Source organism: Phenylobacterium sp. (genome assembly GCF_046463815.1).
Lineage (GTDB): Bacteria > Pseudomonadota > Alphaproteobacteria > Caulobacterales > Caulobacteraceae > Phenylobacterium.
Genome location: NZ_JBKBRO010000006.1, coordinates 151,048 through 165,747 on the forward strand (window position 1 = coordinate 151,048; position 14,700 = coordinate 165,747).

Annotated in this window: 17 protein-coding genes; 6 read left to right on the forward strand and 11 right to left on the reverse strand. The window is 70.4% G+C overall.

Features of this window, described 5'->3' with window-relative positions; all coding sequences use genetic code 11:
• Nucleotides 1-20: 20 nt before the first annotated feature.
• The 8 genes from ccoS to ccoN are packed head-to-tail and all read right to left on the reverse strand — an operon-like array spanning nt 21 to nt 7,710.
• The gene (gene ccoS / locus ACK4TT_RS05675) at nt 21-179 is read right to left on the reverse strand and encodes a cbb3-type cytochrome oxidase assembly protein CcoS (RefSeq protein ID WP_409642288.1); all 159 of its coding nucleotides are present in this window, start codon (nt 177-179) and stop codon (nt 21-23) included.
• A complete protein-coding gene (locus ACK4TT_RS05680) occupies nt 176-2,344 on the reverse strand; it encodes a heavy metal translocating P-type ATPase (protein WP_409642333.1) in 2,169 nt (722 codons plus the stop codon). The genes ccoS and ACK4TT_RS05680 overlap by 4 nt, the downstream gene beginning before the upstream one ends.
• On the reverse strand, nt 2,341-2,835 hold the full coding sequence (locus tag ACK4TT_RS05685) for a FixH family protein (RefSeq protein WP_409642285.1): 495 nt from the start codon (nt 2,833-2,835) through the stop codon (nt 2,341-2,343). The genes ACK4TT_RS05680 and ACK4TT_RS05685 overlap by 4 nt, the downstream gene beginning before the upstream one ends.
• Nucleotides 2,832-4,358 (reverse strand): cytochrome c oxidase accessory protein CcoG, encoded by a 1,527-nt coding sequence (ccoG, locus tag ACK4TT_RS05690; RefSeq protein ID WP_409642282.1) that lies wholly within the window; start codon nt 4,356-4,358, stop codon nt 2,832-2,834. Before ccoG ends, ACK4TT_RS05685 begins: the two co-directional genes overlap by 4 nt.
• Nucleotides 4,355-5,272, reverse strand: a complete 918-nt coding sequence (ccoP, locus tag ACK4TT_RS05695) for a cytochrome-c oxidase, cbb3-type subunit III (RefSeq protein WP_409642279.1) — start codon at nt 5,270-5,272, stop codon at nt 4,355-4,357. Before ccoP ends, ccoG begins: the two co-directional genes overlap by 4 nt.
• Nucleotides 5,265-5,438 carry a cbb3-type cytochrome c oxidase subunit 3 gene (locus ACK4TT_RS05700; protein ID WP_409642276.1) on the reverse strand — a complete coding sequence of 58 codons (174 nt, stop codon included), beginning with the start codon at nt 5,436-5,438 and terminating at the stop codon, nt 5,265-5,267. Before ACK4TT_RS05700 ends, ccoP begins: the two co-directional genes overlap by 8 nt.
• The gene (ccoO, locus tag ACK4TT_RS05705; RefSeq protein WP_409642273.1) at nt 5,435-6,172 is read right to left on the reverse strand and encodes a cytochrome-c oxidase, cbb3-type subunit II; all 738 of its coding nucleotides are present in this window, start codon (nt 6,170-6,172) and stop codon (nt 5,435-5,437) included. Before ccoO ends, ACK4TT_RS05700 begins: the two co-directional genes overlap by 4 nt.
• Before the next feature lie 11 nt (nt 6,173-6,183).
• Nucleotides 6,184-7,710 carry a cytochrome-c oxidase, cbb3-type subunit I gene (ccoN, locus tag ACK4TT_RS05710; protein WP_409642330.1) on the reverse strand — a complete coding sequence of 509 codons (1,527 nt, stop codon included), beginning with the start codon at nt 7,708-7,710 and terminating at the stop codon, nt 6,184-6,186.
• 270 nt (nt 7,711-7,980) lie between these two features.
• On the opposite strand from ccoN, the gene ACK4TT_RS05715 reads away from it, so the two are divergent.
• On the forward strand, nt 7,981-8,235 hold the full coding sequence (locus ACK4TT_RS05715) for a hypothetical protein (RefSeq protein WP_409642270.1): 255 nt from the start codon (nt 7,981-7,983) through the stop codon (nt 8,233-8,235).
• A 4-nt stretch (nt 8,236-8,239) separates the two neighbouring features.
• Here ACK4TT_RS05715 and ACK4TT_RS05720 read toward each other — a convergent pair whose 3' ends face one another.
• Nucleotides 8,240-8,650 carry a c-type cytochrome gene (locus tag ACK4TT_RS05720; protein WP_409642267.1) on the reverse strand — a complete coding sequence of 137 codons (411 nt, stop codon included), beginning with the start codon at nt 8,648-8,650 and terminating at the stop codon, nt 8,240-8,242.
• A gap of 136 nt (nt 8,651-8,786) precedes the next feature.
• Between ACK4TT_RS05720 and ACK4TT_RS05725 the strand changes: the two genes are divergently transcribed.
• Nucleotides 8,787-9,554, forward strand: a complete 768-nt coding sequence (locus ACK4TT_RS05725) for an SDR family NAD(P)-dependent oxidoreductase (protein WP_410212616.1) — start codon at nt 8,787-8,789, stop codon at nt 9,552-9,554.
• Nucleotides 9,555-9,557: 3 nt separating this feature from the next.
• On the opposite strand, the gene ACK4TT_RS05730 is transcribed toward ACK4TT_RS05725, so the two are convergent.
• Entirely contained in the window at nt 9,558-10,361 is an 804-nt protein-coding gene (locus ACK4TT_RS05730) for a TIGR00730 family Rossman fold protein (RefSeq protein ID WP_410212617.1), read from the reverse strand.
• A 109-nt stretch (nt 10,362-10,470) separates the two neighbouring features.
• Between ACK4TT_RS05730 and ACK4TT_RS05735 the strand changes: the two genes are divergently transcribed.
• On the forward strand, nt 10,471-11,118 hold the full coding sequence (locus tag ACK4TT_RS05735) for an OmpW/AlkL family protein (RefSeq protein ID WP_409642257.1): 648 nt from the start codon (nt 10,471-10,473) through the stop codon (nt 11,116-11,118).
• On the opposite strand, the gene ACK4TT_RS05740 is transcribed toward ACK4TT_RS05735, so the two are convergent.
• Nucleotides 11,115-11,741 carry a hypothetical protein gene (locus tag ACK4TT_RS05740; protein ID WP_410212618.1) on the reverse strand — a complete coding sequence of 209 codons (627 nt, stop codon included), beginning with the start codon at nt 11,739-11,741 and terminating at the stop codon, nt 11,115-11,117. The two genes, ACK4TT_RS05735 and ACK4TT_RS05740, sit on opposite strands and share 4 nt — an antisense overlap.
• 1,029 nt (nt 11,742-12,770) lie before the next feature.
• Here ACK4TT_RS05740 and ACK4TT_RS05745 point away from each other — a divergent pair.
• From ACK4TT_RS05745 to ACK4TT_RS05755, 3 genes are read left to right on the forward strand one after another with little or no spacing between them, the layout of a single operon-like run.
• Nucleotides 12,771-14,042, forward strand: a complete 1,272-nt coding sequence (locus ACK4TT_RS05745) for a TadE/TadG family type IV pilus assembly protein (RefSeq protein ID WP_409640738.1) — start codon at nt 12,771-12,773, stop codon at nt 14,040-14,042.
• A 3-nt stretch (nt 14,043-14,045) separates the two neighbouring features.
• Nucleotides 14,046-14,495 carry a TadE/TadG family type IV pilus assembly protein gene (locus ACK4TT_RS05750; protein ID WP_410212619.1) on the forward strand — a complete coding sequence of 150 codons (450 nt, stop codon included), beginning with the start codon at nt 14,046-14,048 and terminating at the stop codon, nt 14,493-14,495.
• Nucleotides 14,492-14,617, forward strand: coding sequence for a hypothetical protein (locus ACK4TT_RS05755; protein ID WP_410212620.1), 126 nt, complete (start codon nt 14,492-14,494; stop codon nt 14,615-14,617). The genes ACK4TT_RS05750 and ACK4TT_RS05755 overlap by 4 nt, the downstream gene beginning before the upstream one ends.
• Nucleotides 14,618-14,700: the final 83 nt, after the last annotated feature.

Below are 14,700 nucleotides of genomic sequence, written 5' to 3' on the forward strand. Positions count from 1 at the left end.
GACGGATATCAAGGACGGGGTCAGGCCGCGGGGCGGTCCTCGGGGTCGTCCATCAGGATGCGGTTGGCGTCGCCCACCGGATCCTCGTACTGGCCGGCCTTCAGCGTCCACCAGAAGGCGGCCACGGCGATCAGCCCCAGGCCCACGGAGAAGGGGGCGAGGAAGAGCAGGATGTTCATGCGCGGCCTCCGGTGCGAAGCGCGTTCAGGGTGACGACCAGGGACGAGCCCGACATGGCGAGCGCCGCCACGAACGGATTGACCAGGCCCAGCATGGCGGCGGGCGCCGCCAGCGCGTTGTAGAGGGCCGCGAAGCCGAAGTTCTCCATGGCCCGGCGCCGTGCGCTGCGCGCCAGGTCGTAGGATACGGCCACGGCCGATAGCCCCTCGCCCGAGAACACCAGGTCGGCGGCGTTCTGGCTGGCCTCCAGGGCCGAGCCGGGGGCCATGGCGGCGTGGGCCTTGGCGAGGGCCGCGGCGTCGTTCAGGCCGTCGCCCACCATCAGCACCTTGCGGCCCCGGGCGGCGAGCGCCTCGATGGCCCCAGCCTTCTCCTGCGGGGAGAGCCCGGCGCGCCAGTCGGCGATCCCGGCCTCGGCGGCGGCGCGGCCCACGGCGGCGGGCACGTCGCCGGACAGCACCTCGACGGTCAGCCCCCTGGCCTTCAGCGCCGCGACGGTGCGGGCGGCGTCGGCGCGCAGGGCGTCGGAGAAGCGGAAACGGATCTTGGTGTCCCCTTCGAAGCCGAACCACAGCTCGGTCTCGCCCGCGCCGTGGTCGGGGGCGCCCACGAAGGCGGCCCGGCCCAGGCGCGCGCGGCGGCCGTCGATGACGCCCTCGACGCCCAGGCCCGCGTGCTCGCGCACGCCGGAAGCCATGGTCCCGTCGCCCGCCTCGGCGGCGAGCGCGCGGGCCAGCGGGTGGCGCGAGGCGCGCGCCAGCGGCGCGGCCATGGCGATGGCGGCGGGGATGGGGTCGATCAGCGTGGGCCGGCCCTCGGTCAGCACGCCGGTCTTGTCGAAGACCACGTGATCGACCTCGGCCAGGCGCTCCAGAGCCGCGCCGGACTTCACCAGCACGCCCTTGCGGAACAGACGGGCCGAGGCGGTGATCTGGACGGCCGGGACAGCCAGGCCCAGGGCGCAGGGGCAGGTGACGATCAGCACGGCGACGGCGCGGATCAGGGCTTCGCGGGGCCCAAGCCCCAGGGCCCAGCCGCCGGCGAAGGTGAGCGCGGCGGCGGTGTGCACCACCGGCACGTAGACCGCGGCGGCCTTGTCGGCGAGCCGGACGTACTTCGACTTGGCCTGAGCGCCGGCCTCGACGAGGCGGGCGATCGCCGAGAGCGCGGAGTCCTCCGAGCGGGCCACGGCCTCCAGCTTCAGGACGCCCGAGAGGTTGAGGGCCCCGGCCCGGCAGAGCTGGCCCACGCCCACCGTGACGGGAGCGGTCTCGCCGGTCAGCAGGGCGTTGTCGAGTTCCGAGGCGCCCGAGACGATGCGGGCGTCCACGGGCAGCCGCTCGCCCGGGCGGACCAGCAGCAGGTCGCCGGGCTGCACCTCGGAGAGCGGCACGCGGTGCTCGGCGCCCTGGCCGTCCAAGCGGATGGCGGCCGGCGCCTGGAGGGCCAGCAGGTCGCCCGCGGCGCTGCGCGCCCTGGCCCGAAGCTGGTGATCCAGCCAGCGGCCGATGAGCAGCAGGAAGAGCAGGGAGACAGCCGCGTCGAAATAGGCGTCGCGGCCGCCCAGCACCGTCTCGGAGAAGCTGATGACCAGGGTCAGGATGACGCCGATCGAGATCGGCACGTCCATGTTGGCGCGCCTGGCCTTCAGCGAGCGCCAGGCCGACTGGAAGAAGGGCATGCCGGCGTAGATCGCGCAGGGGGCCCCGACGGCGCCCGAGAACCACATCATCACCGTGCGCGTGGCCGGGCCCAGCTCCTGGCCGAACAGGCCGGCCCAGATCGGCACCGAGAACATCATGGTGTTCATCGCCCCGAAGGCGGCGACGGCCATGGCGAGGATCAGGCGTCGGCCCTCGCGGTCGTGCGCGGCCTGGGCCTGGGTCGGGTCGTAGGGCGCGGCCGGATAGCCGGCCTTCTCCAGGGTGTCGATCACCCGGGCCGGGTCGCCCGAGGCGCCCCTGAAGGCCACCACCAGCTTGCCGCTGGTGAGGTTCATCCGCGCGCTGGCCACGTCCGGCAGGGCGGCCACCTCGCGCTCGATCTTGGCGAGGCAGCCGGCGCAGCGCGCGCCGCGGACCAGGAGGTCGAGGGTGGCCTGGCCGTCCTCGCGCTTCCGCAGGAAGGCCGAGAAGTCCGGCCGGCCGGCGGCCTCGTAGGTCAGGGCCACGTGAGCCTCCGCTCGGCCACGAAGATGTTTCCGCGCGCGTCGGCGGCCTCGGCGGTCAGGTCCCAGGCGCCCGAGATGGCGCCCGTCGGGGCTTCGTAGCGGCCGGGCGCGACCTCCCTGAAGCGCGGCGCGAAGCGGCCGGCCTCGGTGGCGGGACGCTCCATCCTGGCCTTGACGACGAGGCCCTCCAGCGGCCGGCCCGAGGCGTCGCGCACGTCGAGGATCACCGTCCCCGGCTGAGCGTCGGCGGCGGCCCGCCAGCCCAGGCGCTCCTGGGCCTCGATCTGGGCGATCCTGCGGTTGTAGAGCAGGCCGTCCTCGTAGGGCGTCACCGACACCTGGCCGGGGAAGGTCCGGACGGCCAGCACGGTGAAGGTGGCGTCGACGGCGATCACGACGGCGAAGAACGCCACCATGCCGGCCAGCACGTGCCAGCCGTTGATGCGGAAACTCCCGTCCTTCCGGGGAGAGTGGGTCACGCTCATAGCTGGTTCGCGGCTCCGGACAGGAAGGTGGTCTTGGTCTTCACGACCGCCTTGGGCGAGCGGACCTCGAACGTGGCGGGCACGCTGGAGGCCGAAAGCGCCTCGGGCGGGGCGGTGACGAACACGCGCACGGCGGTCACCTCGTTCGGCGGCAGCACGACCTGCAGCGTCTCGCCCGCGGGCTTGCCGGGGCTGCGGACGCGCGCGCCGGGCACCCCGGCGAAGCGGACCTCGACCGGCGTCGGCTCGAAGCCGCGGTTCGAGATCTTCAGCGTATAGCCGTTGCGGATGGCCCCGTCGTGCAGGCGCACGAAGGTGGGGTTGCGGTCGCGGAGCGCGTGCAGCTCCATCGGCGGGCGGGTGGCCAGGCCGTACAGCATCAGGCCCGACACCAGGGCGAGCGCCACGGCGTAGTAGACCGTGCGCGGCCGGACGTACTTGTAGCGCGGCGTGCAGCCCTTCTGGCGTTCGGCCACGGCGCTGTCGGTGTCGTAGAAGATCAGGCCCTTGGGCCGGCCGACCTTCACCATGATCTCGTCGCAGGCGTCGATGCACAGGCCGCAGTTGATGCATTCGAGCTGGGGCCCGTTGCGGATGTCGATGCCCATGGGGCAGGCCACCACGCAGGCGTTGCAGTCGATGCAGTCGCCGCGGCCTTCCCACGACTGGTTCTTCTTGTGCGGGCCGCGCGGCTCGCCGCGGTCGTAGCGGTAGGTGACCTGCAGCGAGTGGTGGTCGAGCATGGCGCCCTGGATGCGGGGCCAGGGGCACATGTAGGTGCAGACCTGCTCGCGCATGTGGCCGGCGAAGACGTAGGTGGTGACGGTCAGCACCGCGCACGAGACGTAGGCCGTCATCGGCGCCTGGCCGATCCAGAAGTTGCGGATCAGGGTCGGGGCGTCGTGGAAATAGAAGATCCAGGCGCCGCCGGTGCCGAAGGCGATGCCCAGCCACACCAGGTGCTTGCCGCTCTTGCGCCAGAGCTTGTCGAACGACATCGGCGAGGCGTCGAGGCGCATGCGGGCGTTGCGGTCGCCCTCGAACATCCGCTCGACGTAGATGTAGAGGTCGGTCCAGACGGTCTGCGGGCAGGCGTAGCCGCACCACAGGCGCCCGAACAGGGCGGTGACCAGGAACAGGCCGAGCGCCGCCATCACCAGGAGGCCGGTGATGAAGTAGACCTCCTGCGGCCAGAGCTGGATGCCGAAGAAGTAGAAGCGGGCGCCGTCGAAATCGACGAGCACGGCCTGATCGGGCAGGTTCCCCGGCCGCTCCCAGCGGATCCAGGGCGTGATGTAGTAGACCGCCAGCATGACGATCAGCAGCGCCCACTTGATCATCCGCCAGCGGCCGTGGACCAGCTTGGGATAGATCGGGACGCGGGCCTTGTAGAGCCCGCCGCCGGCCGCCTTCTTGCGAATCCGCTCGGCGGCCGAAACGGGCGCGTGGCCCTCGCCGGAAGCGGCCTGGCCGGCGCCCTCTTCGGGCGCCGGCCTGTTCACGCGGTCGATGACGACGGTCATCTCGCCGGAGCGCCTCCGATCGCGGCGACCTGCGGCCGCTCTTCGCCGCCGCCGGCGTTGGCGTGGATGTAGACGGCCAGCGCCTTGATGGTCTCGGGGCTGAAGCGCGCCTCCCAGGTGGGCATGACGCCATTGCGGCCGTTCCAGATCTGGTCGTGGATCGTGTCGCGGTCCGAGCCGTAGAGCCACTCGGCGTCCGTGAGGTTCGGCGCGCCCTTGACCTGATCCCCCGTCCCGGCCGGGCCGTGACAGGCCGCGCACTGGTCGGCGAAGGTCTGGCGGGCCCGGGCCACGGCGGCGGCGTCGGCCTTGCGGCCCGACAGCGCCACCACGTACTCGGTGAGGTCGCGGATCTGGTCGGCCGACAGGAGCTGGTCGCGGCCATAGGCCGGCATCACCGTCTCGCCGCGGGCCTGCGGATGGCCCGAGCGGATGCCCACCTTCAGGGTGTGCTCGATGTCGGCGAGCGTGCCCGTCCCGTGCAGCCACACGTCGTCGCGCAGGTTCGGATAGCCCTTGCCGCCCGCGCCGCCGGCGCCGTGACAGGTGGCGCAGTTGTCGCCGAACACCGACTGGCCGACCTGCAGGGCGTAGGCCTGGAGCTGCGGATCGGCCTCGATCTGTTCGAGGCTGACGGTCTTCAGCTTGGCGCCCTCGGCCCCGCGCAGCGCCTGGAGCTTGTCCAGCTCCCGCACCACATTGGCCCGGTCGGAGTGGTGGCGGACGCCCTTGGTGTAGCCGGTGATCCCGGGCCACGCGGGCATGAACACCCAGTAGACGCAGGCGAAGACGATCGAGCCGTAGAACACCCACAGCCACCAGCGCGGCAGGGGGTTGTCGAGTTCCTTGATGCCGTCCCACTCGTGACCGGTCGTCTCGACGCCGGAATGTTCGTCGCGTTCGCGGTCAGACATGATCGCTCTCGTCCTTATCGAGCGGCAGGTGGGCGAGGCGGTCGAACGCCTCCTTGTGGCTGGGCCAGAGCGCGTAGATCAGGCCCGCGATGAAGATGGCGGCGAAGTAGATCAGGCCGCCTTGCTGGGCGAAGCGGGCGACCGCTTCGTAGGAGAGCGAGGTCAACGGAGGTTCTCCGGGTCTTCGGCCTTGTAGGTCTTGAAGTCGACCATCGTGCCCAGCACCTGCAGGTAGGCGATGAGGGCGTCGAGTTCGGTCAGCTTCTCGGGATCGCCGTCGAAGTCGCGCTGCAGGACCTTGGCCCCGTACCGCTTCTTCACGCCCGAGCCCTCGCCGGCGAACGGATCGACCTGGGTCTCGAGGTCCAGCCTGGCGTTCTTGATCTGGTCGGCGCTGTAGGGGACGCCCACCGTGTGCAGGGTCGCGAGGCGCTGCTCGATGTTGCGGTAGTCCAGCTCGCGCTCCGCCAGGAAGCGGTAGGGCGGCATGTTGGACTCCGGCACGACCGAGCGCGGGTTCATCAGGTGGTCCCGATGCCAGCCGTCGGAGTACTTGCCGCCGACGCGGGCCAGGTCCGGACCCGTGCGCTTGGAGCCCCACTGGAAGGGGTGGTCATACATGCTCTCGGCCGCCAGGCTGTAGTGGCCGTAGCGCTCGACCTCGTCACGCAGGGGGCGGATCATCTGCGAGTGGCAGACGTAGCAGCCCTCGCGGACGTAGATGTCGCGGCCCGCCTGCTCGAGCGGGGTGTAGGGACGCACGCCCTTCACCTTCTCGATGGTGCTCTCCAGGTAGAAGAGCGGCGAGATCTCCACGAGGCCGCCGACCGACACCACCAGCAGGATGGCGATCACGAGCCAGATCGAGTTCTTCTCGAGGGTCTGGTGCTTTTTCCACATGTGCGGGGCCCTTACTCAGCCGCGATGACGGCGGCGGGGGTGGGCGACGCGACCGGGGTGGCCAGCTCCGACGACACGGCGCTGGGCATGCGGATGGTACGCCACAGGTTGTAGGACATGATCACCGCGCCCGCGAGGTACATGAGACCCCCGACCGTGCGGATGACGTTCTCGACGTGCTTGGCCGCGACCGTCTCGACGAAGGCGTTGGCCAGGAAGCCCTCGGGCGTGTAGGCGCGCCACATCAGGCCTTCCATGATGCCCGACACCCACATCGCGGCGATGTAGAGCAGGATGCCGGTGGTCGCGATCCAGAAGTGCCACTCGACCAGGCGGGTCGAGTAGAGGCGCTCCTTCTTCCACAGCCAGGGCACCAGGCAGTAGATGGCGCCGAAGCTGATGAAGCCGACCCAGCCGAGCGCGCCGGAGTGCACGTGGCCGATGGTCCAGTCGGTGTAGTGCGACAGGGCGTTGACCGCCCGGATCGACATCAGCGGGCCTTCGAAGGTCGACATGCCGTAGAAGGCGACGGCGACCACCATCATGCGGACCACCGGGTCGGTGCGCAGCTTGTCCCAGGCGCCCGACAGGGTCATCAGGCCGTTGATCATCCCGCCCCAGGACGGCATCCACAGCATGATCGAGAAGGTCATGCCCAGCGTCTGCGCCCACTGCGGCAGCGCCGTGTAGTGCAGGTGGTGGGGACCGGCCCAGATGTAGATGAAGATCAGCGACCAGAAGTGAACGATCGACAGGCGGTAGGAGTAGACCGGCCGCTCGACCCGCTTCGGCACGAAGTAGTACATCATGGCCAGGAAGCCGGCGGTCAGGAAGAAGCCCACCGCGTTGTGGCCGTACCACCACTGGGTCAGGGCGTCCTGGACGCCCGCGAAGGCCGAATAGCTCTTGGCCTCCAGCAGGCCCACCGGCACCGCCAGGTTGTTCACGATGTGCAGCATCGCGATGGTGATGATGAAGGCCAGGTAGAACCAGTTGGCCACGTAGATGTGGGGTTCCTTGCGCTTCCAGATCGTGCCCAGGAAGACCAGCAGGTAGGCCACCCAGACGATCGTCAGCCACAGGTCGACGTACCATTCGGGCTCGGCGTACTCGCGGCTCTGGGTGATGCCGGCCAGGTAGCCGGTGGCGGCGAGCACGATGAAGAGCTGGTAGCCCCAGAAGACGAACCACGGCCAGGCGCCGCCCGCCAGGCGCGCCTTGCAGGTCCGCTGCACCACGTAGAAGGACGTGGCGATCAGGGCGTTGCCCCCGAAGGCGAAGATCACCGCGCTGGTGTGCAGCGGGCGAAGGCGGCCGAAGTTCAGCCACTCCGCGTCGGGGAAGTAGAAGGTGTTGGGCCAAGAGAGCTGGGCGGCGGCGAGCACGCCCGCGGCGAGGCCCGCGACGGCCCAGAACATGGTGGCGATCACCCCGGCCCGCACGACCCCATCGCTGTAACGGGTGGGATCGGACCGGAAGCCGCCGGAGCCCATGCCCACCGACATGGCGAAGAAGGCGGTCGCGAAGCCCGCGATCATCACATAGCCATGGAAGCGGAACGACGGGTCCGGCGTGAAGGCGGTCGCCAGGATCGAGCCCAGGGCGAGCAGCCCGGTGACGGTGTAGAGGAGGACCGCGTCGAGCGGTGCGTCCTCGCGTTTTGCGACAGCCTGCGTCATGGCTCCAAACGGCAGCTTTGAGGGACTTCGCCCTCATGCCGCAGCGCAAAATAAGTGGCCTTGATATCGGTCAAGGAGGCGGCCCGGCGGGGGCGCCAGAAGCGGCTCCGATTGCCTTGGAGACGACCGATGCGCGAGCGATTCACCCTGGACGAAGATGCGATCCTGCGGGCCGGCTCGGCGCTGCTCGGCCTGATCCTGCTGGCCAGCGCGGCGGTGTCCTTCGAGCTGGCGCGCGAGCACATGGCGGCGCTGGGCGTGATCTGCGGCAGCGACGAGGTCCCGCACTGCGGCTGGTGCTACGCAAGCGTCGGCTTCTTCATGACGGGCGTGTCGACCCTGATCACCGCGGCCCGGCGGGTCCCGGCGGCGCAGCGGGCCTAGACGCTCAGCACCGCGTTCCGACGCAGGACGGGACCTCGAGCTTGCGGCGCACGGCGCCGTCCGATCTCGACAGGGCCTCGATGTAGGCCGCCACGTCCAGGGCGTCGCGCTCGCTGACCGAGATGCGCGGCATGGCGTAGTGGTCGCCCGCGCGGACCTCCTCCATCACCGCTTTCAGGCCCCAGGGCGTGTAGCGCCCGCCGAGCTGACGGAAGGGCGGGGCGGCGGCGTAGACCGACCGGCCGCGGCCCCGGGCGTTATGGCAGCCGGCGCAATGGTTGCGGACGAACTCACGCCCACGCAGCACAGCCGGCCTAAGCACGCGATGGTTGTCGGCCCGGGCCGGCCCGCCCGACACCGACGCCACGAGGGCGGCGGCCGCCAGGACAAGCGACAGGCGGCGGTTTCGAATCATGAAGTTCGCGGCTCGGCCCTGCCGTTATGGCGCCGCGGCGACGGTCTCCACAGACCGGCGGTTTCTTTGAGCCAGCGCAATGCAACCCGCGCGCGTCCGCTGCTTGTTCTCGGACCATCGCAAGGAAGGGTCGCGCATGGATCGCCTGAAGAACAAGGTCGCCGTCATCACCGGCGCGTCCCTGGGCCTCGGCCGCGCCACGGCGCTGCGCATGGCCGAGGAAGGCTGCGCGGTGGCCGTCACCGACGTGCTGGACGCCCAGGGCCTGGCGTTCGCCGACGAGCTGACGGACCGCGGCCTTAAGGCCCGCTTCTGGCGCCTGGACGTGAGTCGCGAGGCCGACGTGGCGCGGGTCATGGACGAGGTCGCCGCCCATTTCGGGCGCATCGACGTCCTGGTGAACAACGCCGGCGTCGCCGGCGCCAACAAGCCCACGCACGAGCTCACCGAAGCCGAGTGGGACTGGGTGCAGGCGGTCAACGTCAAGGGCGTCTTCTTCTGCACCAAGCACGCCATCCCGCATCTGCGGCGGGCGGGCGGCGGGAGCATCATCAACCTGTCGTCGATCTACGGACTGGTGGGCGCGCCGGACGTGCCGCCGTACCACGCCTCGAAGGGCGCCGTGCGGCTGATGACCAAGACCGACGCCCTGATCTACGCGCCCGACCGCATCCGGGTGAACTCGGTCCATCCCGGCTTCATCTGGACGCCCATGGTCGACGGCTTCGTGCACACCGCCGAGGACCCCGAGGCGGCGCGGCAGGCCACCGCCGCCCTCCACCCCCTGGGCCACATGGGCGAGCCCGACGACATCGCCTGGGGCTGCGTGTATCTGGCGTCGGACGAGGCCAAGTTCGTCACCGGCAGCGAGCTGGTCATCGACGGCGGCTACACCGCCCGCTGAGGCCTATTCGAGTTGCATGTCGCGAGCGGCCTCCCAGGTCGCCTGCTCCTCATGGGCCCGGAGCCCCTTGCGCACCAGGCAGTCCCAGACCTGCTCGGCGGTCTCGGCGAAGTCGAACAGCGCCAGATCCTCGCCTGAGATCATGCCAGCCTCCGCCAGGCCCTCGAACTTCACGACGGACCGCCAGTAGGCTTCATCGAACAGGACGATGGGGATGGGAGGCGCCTTGCCGGTCTGACGCAGGGTGAGGATCTCGAACAGTTCGTCGAAGGTGCCGAAGCCGCCGGGGAAAACGACCAGCGCGTTGGCCCGCATGGCCAGGTGCATCTTGCGCATGGCGAAGTAGTGGAAGCGGAAGGTGAGCTCGGGCGTCGAGAAGGCGTTCGGCTCCTGCTCATGCGGCAGGGTGATGTTGAGGCCGATGGAGGGCGCGCCCACGTCGGCGGCGCCGCGGTTGGCCGCCTCCATGATCCCCGGACCGCCGCCGGTGCAGATGACGTTGTGCCGCTCGCGCCTGGCCGAGAGGTAGGCGCCGCCCCGCTGCGAGGCGATGGCCCCGAACTTCCGCGCCTCGGCGTACCAGCGCGGGTGCGGGTCTGGCCCGTCCTCGCGGATCCGGGCGCTGCCGAAGACCACGATGGTGGAGCACACGCCCCAGGTCTTCATCGCCTCGTCGGCCTTGGCGAACTCCAGCAGGAACCGCACCCCGCGCATGGATTCGCCCAGGAGGAAATCGTGGTCGAGGGCGGCGAGCCGGTAGGTCGGCGAGGCCATCTGCGGGCCATTAGCTTTCACTGAATCGCTCATCCGAGACCGGAACTCCTTGCGACAGATCAAGGCCGCGCGGCGAGGCGTCTGCCAGCTTCCGGCCCGTCGCGGCCCCTCCCCCCGGGCCGCCAATAACTAGGGGATAGACATGTACACCAAGATGATCGCGCTCGCCGTGGGCGCGGGTCTCCTCTTCGCCGGGGCCGCCCAGGCCCAGGACTTCCAGCCCAAGACCGCCGGCACGGTCATGCTCAATGTCCGCGCCACCGGCGTGCTGCCGACGGGCGATGACCCGATCACCACGCTCGCAGGCGCCTCGACCGGCCTGAAGGCCGACGTCAGCAACGACGTGATGCCGACCATCGGACTGACCTACTTCTTCACCGACAACGTGGCCGTCGAGGTGATCGCCGGCACCACCCAGCACACCATCCGCGCCCAGGGCCCCGGCGCCGACATCAAGGTCCAGAAGACCTGGGTCCTGCCGCCGGTGGTGTCGCTACAGTACCACTTCATGCCCGACCAGAAGGTCAGCCCCTACGTGGGCGCCGGCGTGAACTACATGCTGTTCTACAGCGAGAAGGACTACAACGGCTTCGGCCTGAAGGTGGACGACGGGTTCGGCTACTCGCTGCAGGCCGGCGTGGACGTGGCTGTCCGCGACCGCTGGAGCGTCAACGCCGACGTGAAGAAGATCTTCTTCGAGACTGACGCCACGGACCGCTTCAACGGCGTCAAATCCAAGGTGACGCTCAACCCGTGGGTTGTGTCGGGCGGCTTCGGCTACAAGTTCTAATAGCCTCCGGCCGGGACGCGGGCTCCAGGCTCGCGTCCCGTGCGCCGCCGGTCGGCGGACGCGGCCTCGCCGTTCACCGCCGCGACGGCCTCGCTCCACAGACGGTCCCGCATGTCGAAGGTGATGCCGGCGACGGCTGCCTGCATGAACAGACTGCGCGAGAGCACGTCTTCCAGCGCCGCGCCGGCCGCCACGGGATCGCCCGCCGGCGTCCGGGCCCAGACGGCGCGATACCGCGCCTCGAACGCGGCCCTCACGAAGCACTCCCGCCGCTCGGCCGCCGCCTCTCCGGGCTCGACCCCCGGCCGGCCGTCGACTTCCTGGCGGCACCGCTCGACGACATAGGCGCCCAGGCGCGGATGCGGCGGGCTGGCCGCGATCGTGCGCAGCGTCTCCAGCCGGACGATCTCCGACCGCGCCCGCGACGGCTCGCAGCGCGCGGCCTGGCCGTACTCCAGCCCGTCGAACACCCAGTCCTTGAGGAAGGCGTAGCGGGCCGGCGCGCTGCGCTTCAGCGCGGGCGCCATGTAGCGATAGGCGGTGAAGCTTTCGGCGAAGTCCTCGTCGATGCTGCCGTCGGCGTAGGCGGACACCACGCCGTCGCCGCCCGTCCGGGCCGCCATGGCCCGGTCGGACTCGACCGCCCGGCGCCAGGCGCCAGGCGCCGCGCCATTCCACGGCGCGGCCCCGGGTGCGCAGGAACTCGTGCGCGAACTCGTGCAGGATCGCCACCCGGCGTTCATTCCGAGGCAGCCCGTGCCAGACCCCGGTGACGACGATGCCGGGGCGCCCCTGTCCCGCGAACGCCACCGCCTGGCCGGTCACCCCGGGCTCCAGCTCCACCACCCCGCCCAGGTCGTGCCGGTGGCTCAGGGCGCGGTATTCGCCGCGGTCGAGGGGCGACAGGACCTGGGGCAGGTCGTCCAGCGCCGCGCTGATCTCATCCAGCTCGCGAACGCTCCACCGTTCGCCGGCGAGGCTGCCGACACCCGAGGCCAGGTAGCGGTGATGGACGGCCAGATGCATCAGACGGGGCCCCAGCTCCGGACCGAACATGGCGACGGCCGCGCAGCGCACGTCGGCGCAGGGCGGGCGGGACTCGGGGGGCGCGTCGCCCGCTTCCCGTACGAGGCGTTGCAGCGCGCGGACCAGCGGCTCGGGCTGGTCCTTGAGCCGGTACCCCGCCACCTCGGCGTCGATCCGCCGGGCGCCCGTCACATAGGGCAGGAGGTGTTCGCGCCGGGCGGACTCGCTCTCGGGCGGGCGCGCCAGGCAGGGGGCGATCCCGTTCCAGGCCTGGGCGACCGTGCGATAGGAGGGCCCGGGCGAGGCGTCCGCTGGAGTCCCGACGAGCGCCAGGGCGAGGCCGTGGGCGACTGCCCACGCGACCCTGGGGCGACCGAAGGCGACGGCGCGGCCGAACAGACGTTCGCGGCCCATGCTTCCTCCGTGGGGCGCTCTTCTTCGCTTCTGTTCTGCGACGGCCGCCGGCCGCCCGGAATTCGGGAGCGCTCCTTAAGTAAACTTACGAGCTCCACACCCGCCGACCAGCAACCAGAGGGCGAGCAAGCCGTTGACGGGCGTCAAGGCGGCCCGCGGAGCCCGTCACTATTGGAGAGGACCGTCCCTCGATCTCCATGTGACGCCGGCGAATGCCCAATCGATTCCGATCCACATCCGCGGACAACCGGACCGTCCGCGAAATCGTCCGCCGACTGGCCGGGAACCGGCGCGGCAGCGTCGCCCTCCAGACCGCCCTCATCCTGCTGGTGCTGCTGGGCATGGTGTCGCTGGGGGTGGAGATCACCTTCCTGCTGATGAAGCACCGCCAGATGCAGACCGCGGCCGACGCCGCGGCGGTGGCGGGAGCGTCGGCCATCTCCATCTCCGAGGCGGCGATCTCCAACGAGGCCAAGGGGGTCAGCGCCGACCAGGGCTACATCGACGGCGTCGATCAGACGACGGTGATAGTGAACCACCCGCCCCTCAAGGGTCCCCACCTGGGCGACGACGACTATGTGGAGGTGGTGGTCAGCCAGCCGCAGACGCTGAGCCTGGCCCGGCTGTTCCACGCCGATCCCTACGAGGTCGGCGCCCGCGCGGTGGCCGGCGCCACTGGCGGCGGCGGCGGGTGCATCTTCGCGCTGGACCCCAGCGCCAGCGGCGCCATGAGCCTGCGCAACAACGCCCAGATCACCGCCCCGAGCTGCGCCGTGGTGGTCAATTCGTCGAGCAACCAGGGGCTCTACCTCTACAACAACGCGGTCATCCGCGCCGACGTGTCCGTCCACGGCCACGAATACCTGTCCAACGGCGCGGCGATCACCGGCGACGTCGTGCGGGGATCCACGTTCCCCGACCCCTATCTGGACCGGACCATCCCGACCACCGGCACGGCCCGCACGGCCTCCTGCTCCAGCGGCGGCACGGTCACCCTGCAGCCCGGGCGCTACGCCCAGGGCTTCAACTGCGGCAACGGCACGACCGTGAACCTTCAGCCCGGGGTCTACCTGATCGACACCCGGCTGAACTTCGGGAACAACGTCACCTTCAACGGAACCGGCGGCGTCACCCTGGTCATCAACGGCAACTACACGATCAACTCGGGCAACGGCGCGCGGGTCAACATCGTGGCGCCCACGTCCGGCGGAACCGCCGGCCTGGCCATCGTCAGCCGCTCCACCAACAGCCTGCGCACCCAGACCTTCGACAATAACGCAGTCCTGAACATCCTGGGCGCGCTCTACTTCCCCAGCCAGACCGTGGCGTTCTCGAACAACGCGGTGATCTCGTCGACGCGGTGCACCCAGCTCGTGGCCCGGCGGATCGACATGGCCAACAACGCCAGCTTCAACAACGACTGCACGGGCGTGGGCGCCAGCCCCATCGGCGGCGCCGGCGGCGCGGTCAAGCTGGTGGAATAGGCCATGTTCCGGCCCCTCCCCTTCATCCTGCGCGACCGGCGCGGAACCGCCGCCATCGAGTTCGCCATCATGGCCCCGGTGCTGATCTTGCTGGTGGTGGCCGCCATCGAGTTCGGCTTCGCCATCCGCGCCCAACTCCAGGCCCAGGAGGCCGCTTCCGCCGGCGCGCTCTACGCGATGCAGAACGGCTGGAACTCGGCCCAGATCTCCGCCGCCGTCACCGGGGCCACGGGCGAAACCGGCCTGGCCGCCACGCCGGCGCCGCGCCGGTTCTACGGCTGCCCCACCGCCTCGGGGATCACCGAGACCGCCTCGGGGGCGTCCTGCGGCGACGGAACCACGGCCCGGACCTATGTGGAGGTGAGCGCCACCCTGCCGCGCAAGTCGATCCTGCCCAACGACTTCGGCCTGCCGGACGACCTCACCGCCCATTCCACGGCGAGGCTGCCATGAGCCGGCGGTCCGGGAAACGCCTGGACGCCCGCGGCGCCGTCGCCATCGAATACGCCCTGCTGCTGCCGGCCTTCCTGCTGCTGATGGCCTGCCCCCGAGGGGTGATCCGGGTTCAATGTTAGTGGATGGCGTTTACTGACGCCACGGTTGGGGTGGGCGAGCGCGCGCCCTCCACAGCTGGCGCGCTCGCCCATGGCACGACGGC

Excerpts from the sequence above, each read along its gene's own strand:
- ACK4TT_RS05685 (WP_409642285.1), bottom strand. The coding sequence starts at position 2,835 with ATGAGCGTGACCCACTCTCCCCGGAAGGACGGGAGTTTCCGCATCAAC.
- ACK4TT_RS05750 (WP_410212619.1), top strand. The coding sequence starts at position 14,046 with ATGTTCCGGCCCCTCCCCTTCATCCTGCGCGACCGGCGCGGAACCGCC.
- ccoN (WP_409642330.1), bottom strand. The coding sequence starts at position 7,710 with ATGATCGCGGGCTTCGCGACCGCCTTCTTCGCCATGTCGGTGGGCATG.
- ACK4TT_RS05755 (WP_410212620.1), top strand. The coding sequence starts at position 14,492 with ATGAGCCGGCGGTCCGGGAAACGCCTGGACGCCCGCGGCGCCGTCGCC.
- ccoP (WP_409642279.1), bottom strand. The coding sequence starts at position 5,272 with ATGTCTGACCGCGAACGCGACGAACATTCCGGCGTCGAGACGACCGGT.
- ACK4TT_RS05730 (WP_410212617.1), bottom strand. The coding sequence starts at position 10,361 with ATGAGCGATTCAGTGAAAGCTAATGGCCCGCAGATGGCCTCGCCGACC.
- ACK4TT_RS05725 (WP_410212616.1), top strand. The coding sequence starts at position 8,787 with ATGGATCGCCTGAAGAACAAGGTCGCCGTCATCACCGGCGCGTCCCTG.
- ACK4TT_RS05720 (WP_409642267.1), bottom strand. The coding sequence starts at position 8,650 with ATGATTCGAAACCGCCGCCTGTCGCTTGTCCTGGCGGCCGCCGCCCTC.
- ACK4TT_RS05740 (WP_410212618.1), bottom strand. The coding sequence starts at position 11,741 with ATGGCGGCCCGGACGGGCGGCGACGGCGTGGTGTCCGCCTACGCCGAC.
- ccoO (WP_409642273.1), bottom strand. The coding sequence starts at position 6,172 with ATGTGGAAAAAGCACCAGACCCTCGAGAAGAACTCGATCTGGCTCGTG.
- ccoS (WP_409642288.1), bottom strand. The coding sequence starts at position 179 with ATGAACATCCTGCTCTTCCTCGCCCCCTTCTCCGTGGGCCTGGGGCTG.
- ACK4TT_RS05715 (WP_409642270.1), top strand. The coding sequence starts at position 7,981 with ATGCGCGAGCGATTCACCCTGGACGAAGATGCGATCCTGCGGGCCGGC.
- ACK4TT_RS05745 (WP_409640738.1), top strand. The coding sequence starts at position 12,771 with ATGCCCAATCGATTCCGATCCACATCCGCGGACAACCGGACCGTCCGC.
- ccoG (WP_409642282.1), bottom strand. The coding sequence starts at position 4,358 with ATGACCGTCGTCATCGACCGCGTGAACAGGCCGGCGCCCGAAGAGGGC.
- ACK4TT_RS05735 (WP_409642257.1), top strand. The coding sequence starts at position 10,471 with ATGTACACCAAGATGATCGCGCTCGCCGTGGGCGCGGGTCTCCTCTTC.